General features: G+C 58.1%; 15 protein-coding genes. 11 read left to right on the forward strand and 4 right to left on the reverse strand.

The genetic code is table 11. The features are described from left to right. The first annotated feature begins 94 nt into the window (after positions 1-94). From CQ041_RS10285 to CQ041_RS10295, 3 genes are all read left to right on the forward strand, one after another. On the forward strand, positions 95-628 hold the full coding sequence (locus CQ041_RS10285) for a sigma-70 family RNA polymerase sigma factor (protein ID WP_105522833.1): 534 nt from the start codon (positions 95-97) through the stop codon (positions 626-628). Beyond that, a complete protein-coding gene (locus CQ041_RS10290; protein WP_105522832.1) occupies positions 621-1,589 on the forward strand; it encodes a FecR domain-containing protein in 969 nt (322 codons plus the stop codon). Before CQ041_RS10285 ends, CQ041_RS10290 begins: the two co-directional genes overlap by 8 nt. A gap of 79 nt (positions 1,590-1,668) precedes the next feature. After that, positions 1,669-4,092 carry a TonB-dependent siderophore receptor gene (locus CQ041_RS10295; RefSeq protein ID WP_177429380.1) on the forward strand — a complete coding sequence of 808 codons (2,424 nt, stop codon included), beginning with the start codon at positions 1,669-1,671 and terminating at the stop codon, positions 4,090-4,092. Positions 4,093-4,144: 52 nt separating this feature from the next. Here CQ041_RS10295 and CQ041_RS10300 read toward each other — a convergent pair whose 3' ends face one another. After that, positions 4,145-4,426 (reverse strand): excalibur calcium-binding domain-containing protein, encoded by a 282-nt coding sequence (locus CQ041_RS10300; RefSeq protein WP_105522830.1) that lies wholly within the window; start codon positions 4,424-4,426, stop codon positions 4,145-4,147. Positions 4,427-4,631: 205 nt separating this feature from the next. Beyond that, the gene (locus CQ041_RS10305) at positions 4,632-5,342 is read right to left on the reverse strand and encodes a FadR/GntR family transcriptional regulator (protein ID WP_105522829.1); all 711 of its coding nucleotides are present in this window, start codon (positions 5,340-5,342) and stop codon (positions 4,632-4,634) included. A gap of 368 nt (positions 5,343-5,710) precedes the next feature. Here CQ041_RS10305 and kdgD point away from each other — a divergent pair, with 368 nt between their 5' ends. From kdgD to CQ041_RS10330, 5 genes are all read left to right on the forward strand, one after another. Continuing rightward, on the forward strand, positions 5,711-6,622 hold the full coding sequence (gene kdgD, locus CQ041_RS10310) for a 5-dehydro-4-deoxyglucarate dehydratase (RefSeq protein WP_105522828.1): 912 nt from the start codon (positions 5,711-5,713) through the stop codon (positions 6,620-6,622). 80 nt (positions 6,623-6,702) lie between these two features. Next, complete coding sequence (locus CQ041_RS10315; RefSeq protein ID WP_105522827.1) at positions 6,703-8,070, forward strand: MFS transporter; 1,368 nt, start codon at positions 6,703-6,705, stop codon at positions 8,068-8,070. Positions 8,071-8,101: 31 nt separating this feature from the next. After that, complete coding sequence (gudD, locus tag CQ041_RS10320; RefSeq protein ID WP_105522826.1) at positions 8,102-9,454, forward strand: glucarate dehydratase; 1,353 nt, start codon at positions 8,102-8,104, stop codon at positions 9,452-9,454. Positions 9,455-9,550: 96 nt separating this feature from the next. Next, positions 9,551-11,134 carry an aldehyde dehydrogenase (NADP(+)) gene (locus CQ041_RS10325; RefSeq protein WP_105522825.1) on the forward strand — a complete coding sequence of 528 codons (1,584 nt, stop codon included), beginning with the start codon at positions 9,551-9,553 and terminating at the stop codon, positions 11,132-11,134. A gap of 111 nt (positions 11,135-11,245) precedes the next feature. After that, positions 11,246-11,992, forward strand: a complete 747-nt coding sequence (locus tag CQ041_RS10330) for a FadR/GntR family transcriptional regulator (protein ID WP_105522824.1) — start codon at positions 11,246-11,248, stop codon at positions 11,990-11,992. A gap of 51 nt (positions 11,993-12,043) precedes the next feature. On the opposite strand, the gene CQ041_RS10335 is transcribed toward CQ041_RS10330, so the two are convergent. Then, on the reverse strand, positions 12,044-12,934 hold the full coding sequence (locus CQ041_RS10335) for a LysR family transcriptional regulator (RefSeq protein ID WP_205899706.1): 891 nt from the start codon (positions 12,932-12,934) through the stop codon (positions 12,044-12,046). A gap of 127 nt (positions 12,935-13,061) precedes the next feature. On the opposite strand from CQ041_RS10335, the gene CQ041_RS10340 reads away from it, so the two are divergent. The 3 genes from CQ041_RS10340 to CQ041_RS10350 all read left to right on the forward strand — a co-directional run bounded on the left by CQ041_RS10340 (position 13,062) and on the right by CQ041_RS10350 (position 16,855). After that, entirely contained in the window at positions 13,062-14,000 is a 939-nt protein-coding gene (locus CQ041_RS10340) for a 2-hydroxyacid dehydrogenase (protein WP_105522822.1), read from the forward strand. A 59-nt stretch (positions 14,001-14,059) separates the two neighbouring features. Then, the gene (locus CQ041_RS10345; protein ID WP_105522821.1) at positions 14,060-15,433 is read left to right on the forward strand and encodes an MFS transporter; all 1,374 of its coding nucleotides are present in this window, start codon (positions 14,060-14,062) and stop codon (positions 15,431-15,433) included. A gap of 207 nt (positions 15,434-15,640) precedes the next feature. After that, positions 15,641-16,855: an aldose 1-epimerase family protein gene (locus CQ041_RS10350; RefSeq protein WP_105522820.1), complete on the forward strand. Its 1,215-nt coding sequence runs from the start codon at positions 15,641-15,643 to the stop codon at positions 16,853-16,855. A gap of 987 nt (positions 16,856-17,842) precedes the next feature. On the opposite strand, the gene CQ041_RS10355 is transcribed toward CQ041_RS10350, so the two are convergent. After that, on the reverse strand, positions 17,843-18,322 hold the full coding sequence (locus CQ041_RS10355) for a hypothetical protein (RefSeq protein WP_105522819.1): 480 nt from the start codon (positions 18,320-18,322) through the stop codon (positions 17,843-17,845). Positions 18,323-18,415: the final 93 nt, after the last annotated feature.

Here is an 18,415-nt window from a genome sequence, read left to right on the forward strand (position 1 = left end):
AGACTATTCAGCGAGACGCACACCTTTTACGTGTACTAACCTGAATCCACACTGATAGAATGCGACGAATTCTCATTCATATCTACGAACTCCTGTGCAGCCTACCCCATCGGCAAACCGCCATCAGTCCATCGATCAGCTCTACGGCCATCACCACGGCTGGCTGCAGGGCTGGCTGCGCAAACGCCTGGGCAATGCCGCCGATGCGGCGGACCTGGCCCAGGACACGTTCGTGCGGCTGCTCAGCACCGCGCCAGGAGAACCGCTGGACTTCACTTCGCCACGCGCCTACCTGGCCACTATCGCCAACCGCTTGAGCATCAACCTTTATCGCCGCCGCTCGCTGGAGCAGGCCTACCTGGAGGCGCTGGCGCAAACGCCGGAAGCGTTGGCACCGTCGCTGGAACACCAGGCACTGGTGCTCGAGGCCCTCGACGAAATCGACCAGGTATTGGCGCTGTTGCCGGACAAAAACCGGCAAGCGTTCCTGATGGCGCAGCTGGAGGGTTACACCCAGGAAGAGATCGCCAGCCGCCTCAATATCAGCGTGCGTTCAGTGCAACGCTACCTGGCGCGCGCGTTCGAAGAATGCATCATGCTCGCGTGCCAGGGCGCACTGCATGACTGAAGCCCCCATCGACCGGCGCATCGCCCGGGAAGCCGCCGGCTGGTTCGTGCGTTTGCAAAACAGCAGTGCCGGCGCCGCCGAACACGCTGCCGGCGCCGAATGGCGCGCACGCCACGCCGATCACGAACGCGCATGGCAACTGGCCGAGCGCTTCAGCAATCGCACCCAGCAGCTTGGCGGCGGTGCCGGCAGAGCAGCGCTCGATCGCCCGCGCAGCCTGGACCGACGCCAGACCCTCAAGACCCTTGCCCTGCTGATCGTCGCCGCGCCCTTGGGCGTCGCCGCCTACCGGGGCTTGCCATGGCGCGAGTGGCAGGCCGATCAACGCACCGCCCTGGGCGAGCAACGGACGCTGCAACTGCCCGACGGCGGCCAGATTCGCCTGAACACCGGCAGCGCCATCGATATCGCCTACGATGACAACGTGCGGCGCGTCCGCCTGATCGCTGGCGAGATGTTCGTCGAGGTGCCTCGCGAGAGAACCCGGCGACCGTTTATCGTCGATACCGCCGAGGCCCGGATCACCCTGCTCGGCAGCCGCTTCATGGTGCGGCAATACCCCCACAGCACTTACCTTGCCGCCCTGGATGGCATTGCCGAAGTGCGCCCGCGCCTGTCTCGCGGTGATGACGGCCTGTTGCGGCTGGCGGCCGGCCAGCAGACCCGGGTCACGTCTGAGGCGGCGGAGCCGGCCATGGCACTGGCGCGCAACCGTCTCGACTGGCTCAGCGGCGTGCTGCGCGTGGAGAAGATGCGACTCGATGACTTCGTCGCAGAGCTGGGGCGCTATCGAACGGGCCTGTTGCGTTGCGATCCCGCCGTGGCCGGGCTGTTGATCTCCGGTGCCTTTCAGTTGCGCGATACCGACCAGATTCTGCGGGCTGTCAGCCAGACGCTGCCGGTGAGCGTTCACTACCGTACGCCCTACTGGGTGACTGTCACGACCCTCGCGAACTCTTAATAAGAATCATTGTCGTGTTTTCCCGGGGTTGCGTGTCCCTCCTGTAACAACATCATTTTCACAGGGCAGGGACGTACACATGGCAACGAAGTTGGGCATGCAACCTTTGGCGCGGGCAATACACGCGGCCGCTCTGGGTCTGATCATCGCGGGCGGCAGCCTCACGGCCCTATCACTACAGGCCGCCGAAGCCGGCGCGCAGCAAAACCGCACCTACCATGTGCCCGCCGGCAGCCTGAGCAACTCCCTTTCCGAATTCGCCAGCCAAGCGGACATCACCCTGCCCATCGAACCGGCCCTGGTCGAAGGCCTGCGCAGCCCCGGCCTGAATGCGGCGACCAGTGTAGAGGGCGGCCTGCAGCAACTGTTGCAAGGCACCGGCCTGCAGGCGGCGCCGCAAGGTAATGGCCTGTACTTGCTGACGCGGCAAACCGCAGGCACTAGCCTGGAACTCGGCGCTACGAGCATTACCGGCCAGAACCTCACGCAAACCACCGAGAACACCGGCTCCTACACCACCGGCGCCATGCAGACCGCCACCAAGTTGCCCCTGACGCTGCGTGAAACGCCGCAGTCGGTAAGCGTGGTCACGCGCAAGCGCATGGATGACAAGGCCATGACCACCATCAGCGATGTCGCCAAAAATACCCCCGGCATTTTCCTGAACAACGCCGGCGGTGCCGGGCGTCCGACGTTCAGCGCACGCGGCTTCGACATCGACAACATCATGTACGATGGCTTCCCCACCAGTTTCCAGAGCTACATACCCACCGGCGAAGCCAACCTGGCCATGTATGACCGGGTCGAGATCGTTCGCGGTGCCACCGGGCTGGCCCAGGGTGCCGGCAACCCGGGTGGCGCCATCAACCTGATTCGCAAGCGCCCGACCCAGAAGTTCCAGGCGTCGATCACCGGCAGCGCCGGCAGTTGGGACGATTACAGCAGCACGCTCGACGTCGGCGGCCCGCTCAACGACAACGGCACCCTGCGCGCCCGCACCGTGATCTCGAAGCAGGACTCCAAAAGCTTCCGCGACTCGGTCAAAAGCGACGCCGACCTGTTCTACGGTGTCGTCGACGCCGACCTGACCGACAGCACCACCCTGACCGTCGGCGCCTACCGCCAAAAGAGCTACACCAACTACATTTGGGGCGGCCTGCCGATGGCCCGCGGCGGCGGCCACCTGGGGCTGCCACGCGATACCTACCTGGGGCATGACTGGGAATATTCGGACAACCGCACCACCGGCTATTTCGCCACCCTTGAACAGGGCCTGGCCAACGACTGGACACTGCGCCTGGCCGCCATGCAGGCGAAAACCACCACCGACGTGCTGGCCTCTTCCGTGTGGGCCTACGACCGCAACTCTCTCTGGACGCAAGCCTCGGAGCAGAAGGAAAAGGGCTACGACCTGGCGCTCAGCGGCCCCTTCAAGTTGCTCGGCCAGGAACATGACCTGACCGTGGGCGTCAGCCGGCGCGACCTGGATTACCGTAGCGGCAAACTGTGGGAAGGCCCTATGAGCCCGAGCAGCAACCCGTTCGAGTGGGACCCGCGCGATCATGACAAGCCAAATTACACCCGGGGTCCGAATGGCCTGCCAGAGACCACGACGCAGGACAGCTTCTATACCAGTACCCGCCTGCGCCTGACCGAGCCCCTCTCGCTGATCCTGGGTGGACGCCTGGACTGGTACGAATACGAGTCCCGCGAAAACACCGAAAACAGCTACAAGGTTACCCGCAACCTGACCCGCTATGCCGGCCTGATCTACGACCTCGATGCCAACCACTCGGTCTACGTCAGCTACACCGACATCTTCAAGCCGCAGAGTGAAAAAGGCCTGGGCGGTAAAGTGGTCGAGCCTGTCGTCGGTGAGAACTACGAAGTAGGTATCAAAGGCGAATACTTCGACGGTGCGCTGAACGCCAGCATGGCGGTGTTCCAGATCGACCAGACCAACCTTGCCCAAATAACGGATGACAAAGGTTGCGGGGCAACCCCCGCCAGTGACTGCTACGAAGCTTCTGGCCTGGTGCGCAGCCGCGGTATCGACCTGGAAATCCAGGGCGCCGTAACCGACAACCTGCAACTATCGGCCGGCTACACCTACACCCAGACCAAAAACGTCAAAAACGCCAATTCCTCCCTGGAGGGCGAGGACTTTGACCGCAAAAAACCGCGCCAGCTGTTCAAACTGGCCACTATCTACACCCTGCCCGGCTTCGAGCGCTGGCGCGTAGGGGGTGACATCTACCAGCAAAGTCGCATCCGCACCTCCGGCGGCAGCGGCACCTCCGCCTGGAAGAACCAGCAGGGCTCGTACACCGTGGTCGGCCTGGTGGCAGGCTACAAAGCCACCGAGCACCTGGACCTGCAGTTGAACGTCAACAACCTGTTCGACCGTACCTACTACACCAGCGTCGCTGATGGCTCGTACCGCCCATACGACATCTACGGCGATCCGCGCAACATGAAGCTTACGGCGCGGTACGACTTCTAACGAAGGCGGGCTGGCCCACGTTCAGGGATGGACGTGGGCTACGCGCTGGCCGTCATTCACACCACTGCCGCTCGCAAGGCACACCATCATTGTCTCCGTCCATGTGCATGCCCGGGCAATGGTTCAGGAAGGTCGTGGCCTCGGCACAGGACGTCATTTGCGAGCAGTACTTGCGCCCATCGCACCTGAAGCCTGGCGGCGCAGCGGCTCGCGAGGCCCCGATTGGCAAGGAGGCCTTCGCCTGGGACAACGTGGCGCCGACCCAGGACTGAAAATCAGGGGAAAGTTTCCAAGCCAATAATCCTACGATCAGCACTGCAAAAAACGCTTTCATCTCTTCATCCTTCCTTGGAATGAACTCGCTTGAGTTTCAGGCATTCGGCGCTGCAACGTCATCGCGACAAGCAGGGGACAACGCCGCAATAACGTGCATAGCCCCAACACATTTAGACAAGATTGAGGCTAACTGCAAATAGAGAAAGATCAGTTCAGGCAAGCAAGCGATGAGGCTCCGCCCTCACGACTGAACGATCAGCCCCTCAACTCCCCGAAAATCGGTCTCGACTGTTGGTCAAGTGCAGCACCATCGCTGCGCGTGCAGCGTCCGGGTCTTGCCGGTTGATCGCGTTGAAAATCGCTTCATGCTCCAAACTCGCCAAATGGCCAAGCTGAGAAAAATCGGCACCGCCGCGCTCATCGACCTTCACTTGCGTACGCGGAATCATCGCACTGCCCAAGTGCTGCATGATCTCCGTGAAAAACGTATTGCCGGTAGCTTCAGCGATCAATTGATGGAAGCGCTTGTCTTCATCGACACAACTATCGTTGTTGGCCAGCGACGCTTGATAGTCGGTTAGCACCTGACGCATGCGAGCCAGTTGATCGTCAGACCTGCGAACGGCGGCCAATGCAACAGCTTGCACTTCGAGGCCCAAACGCAACTCAAGCATGTTTCTGACACTTGTTACGGTGTCCATGTGAAGGCGAAGCCCAGGGGGTGCCTGGCGCTCAAGCACAAACGTCCCGATGCCGTGGCGCGTTTCCACCAACCCAGATGCCTGCAACTTAGAGATAGCCTCCCTGACGACCGTTCGACTGACGCCATGCTCACGCACGATGGTGGATTCCGAAGGCAGTTTTTCGCCCGGCTTGAGTTGCCCCAGCAATATGCGCTGCGTCAGCGCCTCAACCACCCCCTGGGCCAGATTGTTGGATCTTCTTCGAACGGGTACGTCGCTATCAATTTGCATGAGTTTGAGTCCAGGAGTTTCGCTTTCAAGAGCTTATCACCCACCGCACATTGACTGGCGAAAAGCACGCGCGAATCCCAACGCATTAAGCCGCTCATCTTGTATGACAACACACGATTTTCTCATGATTTTAGATGATTTCGGCCTCACCACCCAACACCCTAAAACGGCAGTAAATACAAGAAATCCGCACAACCCACCCAATAAATAGGCTTTTAATAACCATATTAGCGCCGATTCGGCCCTCCTTATGAACAGAAACCATTGTGCGCAGCATTGCGAACCCGAAAAACCACTTGTATGATGTCTATCAACAAGTCACCTCCCCCATGACATCTCAATAAAAACCAGCGATGCAGGCGAATCACATGAATCCTCAAGAACTCAAGTCGATCCTCTCTGAAGGCCTTTTGTCTTTTCCGTTGACCGACTTTGACGCGGCCGGCGACTTCCGTGCAGACACCTATGCCAAACGCCTTGAATGGCTCGCACCCTATGGCGCCAGTGCCCTGTTCGCCGCGGGTGGCACGGGTGAATTCTTCTCGCTCGAAGCACGTGAATATTCGGAAATCATCAAGGTTGCGGTCGACACCTGCCGTGGCGAAGTCCCGATTCTGGCCGGCACCGGGGGTTCAACCCGCCAAGCCATTGCGTACGCTCAAGAAGCCGAGCGTCAAGGCGCAGCAGGTGTGCTGCTGCTGCCTCATTACCTGACCGAAGCAAGCCAGGAAGGGTTGGTTGCCCACGTGCAGCAAGTCTGCAAGTCGGTCGATTTCGGGGTGGTTGTTTACAACCGCAATGTTTGCCGCCTGAACGCAGACAGCCTGGAAAAAATTGCCGACAGCTGCCCTAACCTGATCGGCTTCAAGGACGGCATTGGCGACATTGAGAGCATGGTCTCGATTCGTCGTCGACTGGGTGAGCGTCTTACCTATCTGGGCGGCTTGCCAACCGCAGAGGTTTACGCAGCCGCTTACAAAGCACTGGGCGTGCCCGTGTACTCATCAGCCGTCTTCAACTTCATCCCGAAGACCGCAATGGATTTCTACCGCGCGATCGCCGCTGAAGATCACGCAACCGTGGGCAAGATCATTGACGATTTCTTCCTCCCGTATCTGGACATTCGCAACCGCTGCGAAGGTTATGGCGTGAGCATCGTCAAGGCTGGCGCGAAGCTGGTAGGCCATGATGCCGGCCCAGTCCGGGCACCGCTGACCGACTTGCTGCCAAAGGAAATGGAAGAACTGGACGCCCTGATCAAAAAACTTGGCGCTCAGTAGTTCAATCGCGACAACCGGCGGCCAAGCCGCCGGCATTACACCCAAACCCGCATAAAAATAATCAGTGGGAGATTTGGATTGTGACCAATTCAATCAATACGCCTGCAGTTCCGGAAGAGCATTCCGTTCTGGCCAACGCCATCGGCAAAGTGAAGAGGCATGTCCTCCCACTTTTCGTCATCATGTTCATTCTCAACTACATCGACCGAGTCAACATTGGCTTCGTGCGTACGCACATGGAACACGACCTCGGCATTGGTGCTGCTGCCTATGGATTGGGTGCCGGCCTGTTCTTCATCGGCTACGCCCTCTTCGAAGTCCCCTCCAATATGTTGCTGCAAAAAGTGGGCGCTCGCATTTGGCTGACTCGCATCATGTTCACGTGGGGTATCGTTGCCACGATGATGGCGTTTATTCAAAACGAAACCCATTTTTACATCCTGCGCTTCCTGCTGGGTGTTGCCGAGGCAGGCTTCTTCCCTGGCGTGATCTACTACTTCACTCGCTGGTTGCCAGGTGTCGAGCGCGGAAAGGCTATTGCCATTTTCCTGAGCGGTTCAGCCATCGCGTCGCTCATATCAGGCCCGTTATCGGGCGCCCTGTTGCAGATTGATGGCTTCGGTTTCAAAGGTTGGCAATGGATGTTTGCCATCGAAGGTCTGGCTTCTGTTTTCCTGGGTTTCTTCGTCTGGTTCTGGCTTGATTCCAAACCCCATGACGCTAAATGGCTCAATCGCGAAGAGCAGGATGCCCTTGTGGAGGCCATTGACCAGGAGCAGCGTGACCGTGAAGCACTGACGACTGTAAAACCCACCATCGGGAAACTGCTGAAAGATCGCCAAATCCTGCTGTTCTGCGCGCTCTATTTCTGCATCCAGTTGACGATCTACGCGGCAACCTTCTGGCTGCCCAGCATTATCAAAAAGATGGGCGACCTGAGTGACGTGCAGGTGGGCTTTTTCAATTCCATCCCATGGCTGATCTCCATCTTGGCCATGTACTCCTTCGCAGCGCTGTCAGGGAAGTTCAAGTTCCAGCAAGCCTGGGTTGCCACCGCGCTGTTGATCGCCGCAGTAGGCATGTTTCTTTCGACTACAGGCGGGCCAATCTTTGCTTTCGTAGCCATCTGCTTCGCCGCCATTGGCTTCAAGTCCGCATCGTCTCTGTTCTGGCCAATCCCGCAAGGTTACCTGGATGCTCGAATCGCAGCGGCTGTCATCGCGCTGATCAACTCGATCGGCAACCTCGGCGGCTTCGTAGCACCCACGACTTTCGGTTTTCTCGAACAGACCACAGGCTCCATCCAAGGCGGTTTGTACGGCTTGGCCGGTACATCGATATTCGCCGCGATCCTGGTGTTTTTTGCGAAGACTTCGCCAAAACAAGCTTCGCTACTGACGCCGCCTATCGCAGCAGTACCCGGTGTGACCGTCAGCAAATCCAACTGACCCGATCGATCTTATTTTGCAGGAATTTGCCATGAACGCAGAACACGCTGCCAACGCCACCAAGTCACCCATTGTCACCAGTTTTCAAGTCATCCCCGTAGCGGGTCACGACAGCATGCTGCTGAACCTGAGCGGCGCTCACGGTCCATTTTTTACCCGTAACATCGTCATTCTCAAAGACAGTTCCGGCAACACTGGCGTGGGTGAAGTGCCAGGCGGCGAGCGCATCCGCGAAACACTCGAAGACGCGCGCAGCCTGGTTATCGGCCAACCTATTGGCCAGTATCAACGCATCCTGAATCAGATGCGCACGACCTTCGCCTCGCGTGATTCAGCCGGGCGCGGACTGCAGACGTTCGACCTTCGAATCACCATTCACGCCGTGACCGCAATGGAGGCCGCCCTGCTCGATCTGTTGGGTCAATTCCTTGAGGTTCCGGTCGCAGCGTTATTGGGCGAAGGGCAGCAACGCGACGCCGTAAAAATGCTCGGTTATCTGTTCTACATCGGTGATCGCAACGTGACGGACCTTGCGTACCGTCACGAGGCTGAAGCCGACGACGATTGGTTCAGGGTCCGTCACGAGAAAGCGATGACCGCCGAAGCGGTCGTGCGCCTGGCCGAAGCCGCGAAAGCGAAATATGGCTTCAACGACTTCAAGCTCAAGGGTGGTGTGTTGAACGGCGATGAAGAAATCGAAGCGGTCACTGCGCTGGCCGAACGTTTCCCGGATGCCCGTATCACACTCGACCCGAACGGCGCCTGGTCGCTGAAAGAAGCCATCCGCTTGTGCCGTGATCAGCATCACGTGCTCGCCTATGCCGAAGACCCCTGCGGCGCAGAAAATGGTTACTCGGGTCGTGAAGTCATGGCTGAATTCCGTCGCGCCACCGGCCTCAAAACCGCCACTAACATGATTGCAACCGATTGGCGCGAAATGGGCCACGCGATCCAGTTGCAGTCCGTTGATATCCCACTTGCAGATCCGCACTTCTGGACGATGCAGGGCTCTGTCCGTGTCGCCCAGATGTGTCATGAATGGGGCCTGACCTGGGGTTCTCACTCCAATAATCACTTCGATATTTCCTTGGCCATGTTCACTCAGGTCGCAGCCGCTGCGCCGGGTGAAATTACCGCGATCGACACGCACTGGATCTGGCAGGACGGTCAACGCCTGACCAAGGAACCGCTGAAAATTGAGGGCGGCTACGTCAAGGTACCGACCAAACACGGTCTGGGCGTCGACATTGATATGGACGCCGTGGCCAAGGCACACGAAGTTTACAAAGGCATGGGATTGGGCGCTCGTGACGACAGCGTTGCGATGCAGTTTTTGATTCCAGGCTGGAGCTTCAACAATAAGCAGCCTTGCCTGGTTCGCTGATCGTCCCACTGCAGTTCAGGCGCCACAATTGCCCTCTGTGCAGCATCATTAACCGCTTCGGATTCAAACAAGAGTCCGAAGCGAACGGAGACCGATATGTCCACACTTCTTGGCCAAAACTTTATCGCCGGCGAGCGTAGCGCTGACAGCGAGAAAACACTTTCAAGCATTGACGCAACGACCGGGCAGGCCCTGCCCTACGCCTTTTTTCAAGCGACAGAGGATGAGGTCAACCGAGCCGCTCTGGCGGCTGAACACGCTTTTGTTGAATATCGTCAGTTGAGCCCTGCACGCCGCGCAGCGTTTCTCGATGCCATCGCTGACGAAATCGATCAGCTGGGTGAAGACTTTGTTTCCATCGTTTGCCAGGAAACTGCGCTGCCAGCAGGACGCATACAGGGTGAACGGGCACGCACCAGTGGCCAGATGCGGTTGTTTGCAAAGGTGCTGCGTCGTGGCGACTTCCTGGGCGCGCGCATTGACCTTGCCCTGCCGGACCGCACTCCTCTCCCGCGTGGTGACCTGCGTCAATATCGGATCGGTGTAGGCCCGGTGGCTGTGTTTGGTGCCAGCAACTTCCCACTCGCTTTTTCCACGGCAGGGGGTGACACCGCCGCCGCATTGGCAGCAGGCTGCCCGGTGGTGTTCAAAGCTCACAGTGGTCACATGGCAACAGCCGACCAAGTGGGCTGCGCCATCATTCGGGCCGCCGAGCGCAGCGGAATGCCCAAAGGTGTGTTCAACATGATTTTCGGATCAGGTGTCGGTGAGTGGTTGGTCAAACATCCAGCCATACAAGCGGTGGGTTTCACTGGCTCTCTAAACGGCGGTAATGCGCTTTGCAAGATGGCCGCTGAGCGCGCTCAACCCATTCCTGTGTTTGCCGAAATGTCCAGCATCAACCCTGTCGTTCTGTTGCCTGACGCCCTGACCCAACGGGGCGAAACAGTCGCAAAGGATCTGGCTGCCTCGGTCGTAATGGGCTGCGGTCAGTTTTGCACCAATCCTGGCCTGGTGATCGGGATTAAATCGGCACAATTCACGCAGTTCCTGGAGCATCTCAAAGGTCAGATGGCGGTTCAAACGCCACAGACCATGCTCAACGCAGGAGGGCTGCGCAGCTATTCCAAAGGCCTTGAGCACCTTCACGCCCACCCCGGCATCACCCACCTGGCCGGCGCTGAACAGACCGGCAAGCAAGCACACCCACAGTTATTCCAGGCTGATGCAAGCCTGCTGCTGTCGGGGGATGAACTGCTGCAGGAAGAAGTCTTCGGGCCGACCACGATCGTGATTGAAGTTGCCGACGATCAAGAACTCGACAGCGCACTCAAATCATTACGCGGCCAGTTGACCGCCACGCTGATTGGTGAACAGTCTGACTTGCAGCAGTACCAATGGCTCGTGCCAACGCTGGAGCAAAAGGTCGGACGGATATTGGTCAACGGGTATCCCACCGGCGTTGAAGTGTGTGAGGCCATGGTGCATGGCGGGCCCTACCCGGCAACGTCAGACGCGCGCGGCACCTCGGTCGGCACCCTGGCCATCGACCGCTTCCTGCGTCCGGTTTGCTTCCAGAACTACCCCGATGCGCTTTTACCACCGGCATTGCAGAACGCCAATCCGCTCAAGCTGAAACGCCTGGTCAACAGTGAGTGGAGCGAAGCCTCTATCGGCTGAATTCACCTGCGGCTTGTCGACCTGCAGGGTGGCGCACACTGTGTGCCGCCCTGCTTTGCAGTATGCCGCGGCAAGGTCGACCGGAATTACCGCTCATGCATAGGGGCAGACATGGACACGTGCACGCACGAACCCCAGCCACTCTACCGCCGGCCCAAAGGTTTGAATCAACCCAGAAACCTTTCGTCCGTACTGGCTCAAGTGCTGACTGAACGGATCACCAGCGGCGCAATGGCCTGCGGGCAAAAATTCCCTCCCGAAGCGCAGATCATGATTGATCACGGCGTCAGTCGAACCGTTGTACGCGAAGCCATTTCGCAGCTGCAAACCCGAGGATTGGTCATCACCAGACATGGCGTAGGCTCTTTCGTCAGGGGTAACGCTGATTTCGACCCGCACCCTGATTCCAGCACCTCGTTAGAGGATGTCCTGGCGGTCATTGAGCTTCGCGTCAGCGTGGAAGTCGAGGCGGCTGGGTTCGCGGCGCAACGTAGAAATGCGCAGCACTTGGCACGCATGCTGAGCGCGCTCGAAACGCTAGCGGATCCGTCTATGAGCCATGAAGCCGAAGCGGCGGCAGATCACGAATTTCACAGGCAGATCGCGTTGGCGACTGACAATCGTTATTTCGTCGATATCACCGATCACTTGGGCATTGATCTCATACCGCGCAAGCGCCTCAACAACGCCGCGATGAATGGCGGGGATCGGTCTGAATACACCTTGCGCCTACAGCGAGAACACCAGGCGATCTATCAAAGCATTGCCGAGGATGATCCGATCGCTGCCAAAGCAGCCATGCAACTTCACCTCAGCGGTGTCCGCGAGCGTTTACGCCACGCCAACTTCCGCTCATGACGATGAAAGCATTTTGCCTGTAGCCCGTATGGACCGTCGTGAAGGGTCGCATCAATCAAGGCTGCGAAAATAATCCTCGGCCATCCGCAGGAAAGGTGGCAATGCGGGATTGTCATTGTCGCTCCTGGAGATCATGTACATCTCTGCGCGCGGCTGAGCCTCTTCAATGGGACGAAACTGTAGATGCCCCTGGTAAAGCTCACGGGCCGCCGCCGGCACGATCGCCACACCCAGTCCGGCACGCACGAGCCCAAGTATCGAGTGGGTCTGGCCAAGATGATGCAGGTAGCGCGGCGAGACGCCTGCCATGGCAAACATCCCGACGATGCAGTCATAGAAGTACCGCCCCTCATCCGGCGAATACATGACGAAAGGCTGCTGATCCAGATCGGCAATAGCGATCGTGGTTTTACTCGCCAACGGATGCGCATTCGACATGACGACCAAAAGGGGTTCGCTGCACACCAGCTGAGAGTTGAACGCCAGGTCTGGCGCGGCCCGCCTTACAAAACCGACATCAATCATGCTCGCCGCCAAGGCCTCGGTTTGAGCGCCGGACACCATTTCATGCAACTCGAAACCCACATCGGGTAGCTGTAATGCAGCGTGCCCAAGCAGCCCGGGAATCAAGTGATAACCACTGACCGCTGTGAACCCCAGGAGAAGTTGCCCTGATTCACCCCTGGCCAAGCGCCGGGCTGCCGTACCGGCCTGCTCCGTGTACGCCAGGACATGACGAGCGTCTCGCAAGAAATGCTGACCTGCAATTGTGAGCTGCACATTCCTGTTGCTGCGTTCCAGCAGCGTCACCCCCAGCGAGCGCTCGAGCATCTGGATTTGTCGACTGAGAGGGGGCTGAGTCATGAACAGACGCTTGGCTGCTCTACCGAAGTGAAGTTCCTCGGCAACCATCACAAAACAACGGAGTTGATGCAATTCCATGATGCAAATCTTGTATTGATCGATACAGCATCAATGTTAGACCAGCATCGATCGTTTTCCTACTCTTGAACGACACGCAGGCGACTGCTTGTCGCTTGCCACATAAATACAATTCAAGGAATGCGACGTGAAGATCAATATTCTCCTGACCCAACCAGTGCCGGACTTGATCGATGCCCGGCTACGGGAATCCTACGTCGTCCATCGACTGTATGACGCCGCTGACCCGAGTGCATTTTTGACTCAAGTGGGAGAAAGCATTCGCGGCGTCGTCACCGGCGGCGCCAAAGGCCTGTCCAACTTGATCATGGATCGCCTGCCTGCGCTTCAGGTCATTGCCATCAGTGGCATTGGCACGGATGCGGTCGACCTGCCCCATGCTGCAGCTCGTGGCGTCCAAGTGACCACTACACCCGGCGTGCTGACCGATGACGTTGCAGACATGGGCATGGGTCTCTTGATCATGGCCCTTCGCGACCTGGGTACGGGTGATCGCATCGTGCGCGAGGGCCAATGGGGCACTGCCGCACAGCCACTGGCACGCAAGGTGACGGGCATTCAGTTGGGCATTGTCGGGCTAGGCCGGGTGGGTCATGCCATTGCCCGACGGGCCTTGGCATTCAACATGACGGTGAACTACACCGACCTGCGTGAGCAACCACAAAGCGGCTACAACTTTGTGCCCGACCTGATCGACTTGGCTCGCTGCAGCGATGTACTGATGCTGGCCGCATCTGCCGACCAGGGCGGCGCGATCATCACGTCTGAAGTCTTGAAAGCGCTGGGGCCTGATGGGTATCTGATCAATGTCGCACGCGGGAAGTTGGTGGACGAACACGCACTGATTGCAGCCTTGAGCGACGGCACGATAGCAGGCGCCGGCCTGGATGTTTTCGCCGATGAGCCGCGCGTACCTCAGGCACTTCGCTCGCTGAACACTGTGGTTTTGCAACCGCACCGCGCCAGCGCGACAGAACAGACACGACTCGCCATGGGCGAAATCGTGCTGGCCAATTTGCAAGCCTGTTTTGCAGGGTCACCGCTACCGACCGCCGTCGCTTGCTGATTAAAAAACGCTGTTCATTCCAACAATAAAACTTCCCTCGAGGGAAGCCGGAGAGCGCCATGACCTCCAAGACCGCCCCCCTTGCAATGACGCTTGAAAAGGCCAATGTCGGACGACGTCGGTTCGTCATCCTTGGCCTGATTTTCATTGTGACCGTCCTCAACTATGCCGACCGCGCTACGATGTCCATTGCCGGCACGGGCGTCATCAAAGAACTGGGCATCGACCCCATCATGCTTGGCATGATCTTTTCTGCTTTTGCCTGGGCTTACGCGCTTGGACAGATCCCAGGTGGCTGGCTACTGGATAAATTTGGTGCGCGCAGAGTCTACGGATGCAGCCTGTTTTTATGGTCGTTATTCACCATGATGCAAGGCACCGTAGGCTGGATTGGGCTGGTTGGCTCCACTGCCGCAATCACCCTGTTCGGCATGCGGTTCATGCTCGGCCTTGTGGAGTCGCCTGCATTCCCCGCCAACAACCGCATCGTGTCCTGCTGGTTCCCTACGAGCGAACGCGGTACCGCCTCCGCACTGTTCAACTCAGCGCAGTACATGGCCGTCGTGGTCTTCGCGCCGCTCATGGCATGGCTCACCCACTCCTGGGGTTGGGAGCATGTCTTTATCTGGATGGGTGGTCTGGGGTTGGTCGCCACGGTGTTCTGGTTCGCGCTGTATCACGAGCCTCACAGCGATCCGCACCTCACCGAGGCTGAACTTAAGTACATGCGTGACGGCGGTGCGTTGGTGGATCTTGAAGCCACGCGCAAGGCCGTCAAACCGAAGCTCAACATGAAAGAAGTCGCCCAGCTCTTCAACAACAGGACATTGTGGGCTATCTATCTCGGCCAATACTGCATTACCGCCCTCACCTACTTCTTCATTACCTGGTTTCCGATCTACCTCATCAAAGGAAGAGGCATGTCCATCATGGAGGCAGGATGGGTGGCTGCGCTCCCGGCGATCTGCGGATTTTCAGGTGGGATTCTGGGTGGCCTGGTGTCAGATTACTTGATCCGCCGTGGCGTCCACCCCTCACGCGCCCGGAAGACACCGTTCGTGATAGGCATGGCGATGGCTTCGACCCTGGTCTCGGCAAACTACGTCGATGCCAACTGGATGGTGATCGCGTTGATGGCTATGGCCTTTTTTGGCAAAGGGCTCGCCGCAGTAGGCTGGGCAGTGCTGTCCGACACAGCACCGAAAAACATGGTGGGGCTCAGTGGTGGGGTGTTCAACGGGATCGGGAATGTCGCCGGCATTATCACCCCGGTGGTCATTGGCTACTTCGTTGCCACCACCGGCTCATTCAACTCGGCGCTGTGGTTTGTGGCAGCTCACGGTCTGATCGGGATCTTCGCGTATGTCGTGTTGGCCGGACGATTCGAGCGCGTAGTGATTGAGCAGCCGGCCACTTCAAGCGACAGCCACTAAACGTTCAATCGCAGGGGGCGAATGAGGTGCCCCCTGCGAATGGATAGCTTCACGCTTCTCTTCGTGCAGATCCCAGCGAGAGACGCGCACGCCCCCCCCCTCCAGATGACTTTCTTGGCATACACCCGCGCTGCGTCGGCATTTAAGCTTGCTGAAACGTTTCATCAGGATTATAAAAAGCGCACAACTCCAAGAAAGGCTGCTGCCATGACCCCGCTCAAACTCGTTGTTGCCCTCAGCGCACTGTCCGCTGCCTCCCACGCCATGGCTTGGGATTACGTCCTGCTCGACACCGACACAGCCGCTCAGAACTGGCAGATCACCAGCCAGCAGCTTGGCATAAAAACCGACAAGCCCTTCAGCGTTACGCTGCGCACCTTGCACGACGGTCGGCAGGAGGGCGTCAGCATTGTCGACATCGATAACGGTACGATGAAACTCTCGGTCGTGCCGACTCGGGGTATGAATGTCTTGCAGGCCTCGGTCGGCAATGTGCGCATGGGCTGGGATTCGCCGGTCAAGGAAGTGGTCAATCCGTCCTTCATCGAACTCAACGGCCGCGGTGGTTTGGGCTGGCTGGAAGGTTTCAATGAACTGGTCACCCGCTGCGGCTACGAATGGGTCGGCCACCCCGGCGTCGACAATGGCGAACTGCTGACCTTGCACGGTCGAGCTGCCAACATTCCTGCGAGCAAAGTCACCCTGCACATCGATGAAAAACCACCGTACACCATCATCCTGCGCGGCGAACTGAAAGAGCAGGCGTTCAAGAAGGTCGACTTCTCCGTCGCAACGGAACTGGTCACCGAACCCGGCAGCGTACTGTTCGCCCTCAACGACACCCTGACCAACAACGGCGACTATCCGAAGGAATACCAGGCGCTGTATCACAGCAACTTCAGCACCCCGTTCCTCGAGCAGGGCGCTCGTTTCGTCGCGCCTGTGAAGCAAGTGTCGCCGTTCAACGACAAGGCCAAAGGCGATCTACCCGAGTGGCAAACCTACCGCGCACCGACCAAGGACTACGACGAAACGGTTTACAACGTAGTGCCCTATAGCGATGCCAAGGGCGATACCTTGACCGTGTTGCATAACAAGGCCGGCAGCCTGGGCGTTTCAGTCGGTTTCAACACGCAGACACTGCCGGTGTTTTCCCTGTGGAAAAACACCGACACCCAAGGCCAGGGATATGTCACGGGGCTGGAGCCGGGAACGAGTTTTTCCTACAACCGCCGTTATCAGCGGCCACTGAACCTGGTGCCGACTATTGGGCCGAAAGAGCACAAGCAGTTCCGCATCAGCTACAGCTTGTTGGCGAATAAGGCGGCAGTGGATAACGCCTTGAAGCAGGTGAGCGAGATTCTGGGTGGCCGCGAGACTGAGGTGCGGCAGACACCGTTGGTAGATCTGACCAAGGGGTGATATTTGGGGACGATGGTGCAGTTATGGCGCAAACAGTCACGGTCATGACAATGCACGGGTTTAACCATCGGAAATCGCCGACCTTCACTCCATGCCGATACCAATACATCAGTAGGTACATAAAAGGCAGCACCTGAACCGCGAGCAAAAAATCCCGTAAAGCCTTTGGGCTCGCGGGATTTCTTTATGTGTTCGGCGGGAAACACGCGAAGATCACGGGGCGCATATTGAGTTGCGGAAACGATTTCACCCCTCCCCCGGCGTCCCGCCGCCCGAGCACAAACCACCCAAATACAAATCAACCAAACAAAAAATAGACCGGCACAGGGTTACCCGCGCCAGCCTGGAAACAACCTGCAACAATCTCAGAGATTAAACCGGAGCACGCCGTACTCACGGGTCTATGGTCTTCTAGGCAGTCCCACTGATCTATAGCAAGGAGAAACTCATGTCCAAGTCTGGTGGCGGCAAGAGCAGTTCAGGATCGACTGGAAAAGGCGGGAGTGGCGGGGGCTCCAAAGCCCCCGCCGTTCCAAATCTGCCAAGTACCACAGGCAACCCTTCTGGAGGCGGTAGAGGGAACGCTGCACCAAAAGGCAAATAACCGAAACCCGGCCAAGTGCCGGGTTTTTCATCCGCTCGCCAGCAGCGTCAGCGGCACCAGCATCGCCAGCAGGATGTCGGCTAGGATCTTCCCGGGCGTCACGCTCGATCTCGGGTAGATGAACATCTCAACTGCCATAAAGGCACTTATCAGGGAGCGCGACAAGATGCGCGAAGAACGCGACGGCTTAATCGAAGTAGGATCATACCGTCTATGATCCTGCGCACAGCGCCAGCCCTGGCCTGATTGACCTGTATGTACTGCTAGAAGGGAGCGAAGTGATAAGCCCACCATCAAGAGATCGGAGAGAGCTCGTGCAGAGTCACTGAATCCAAGTGCAGTTCACTGGGTCGAGCCATCGTTTTGCCTATAGATTTTGGATGTCAATTTGGCAGCTTTCTTACAGGTGTGTCTTGAACTTGGGGGTATAAGTACGGGAAAAGTTTCTTATCCAAGATAAGCGCTACAGCGGTCCCCTCCATGTAACCGTTTACGCAGCGGGTACCGGCGGGTGCAGCCCCTCTCCAAGGAACGATGTGCAAATCAACTTTGCTGATACCCGTCGCCCCCAGAGCATTGGCCTTGAATTTCAACGTATTCGTGAGTAGTTGAACGTTCCCATCGGTTGGAAGCCCTGCAATGCACATTTTTATCTGTACCTGCTGGAGCACCGTCCCGAAGCTCTCTGGGGCGCCGCCATATGCGCTATGCACCTCATGAACATTTGCCTTAATGCTCTTCCACTCCGCTTCGGAAGCGGTCGCAGCAGTCTCTATGCTCTCACTTCGTGTACCCGGCAAGTGGCTCCCGCATCCAAAGAGAGAACCAACTACAACAGCAAGGCCGACAGCATAAAAACGCATCCATGAAACTCCCTAATTAGAAAGCCTCAAATAATAGCAGTCAGCTATCCAATATAGCGACTGTCAGCCCAACCCAAATCCCCCTACATGCCT

Origin of the sequence: Pseudomonas sp. MYb60 (assembly GCF_002979555.1) — a bacterium.
Lineage (GTDB): Bacteria > Pseudomonadota > Gammaproteobacteria > Pseudomonadales > Pseudomonadaceae > Aquipseudomonas.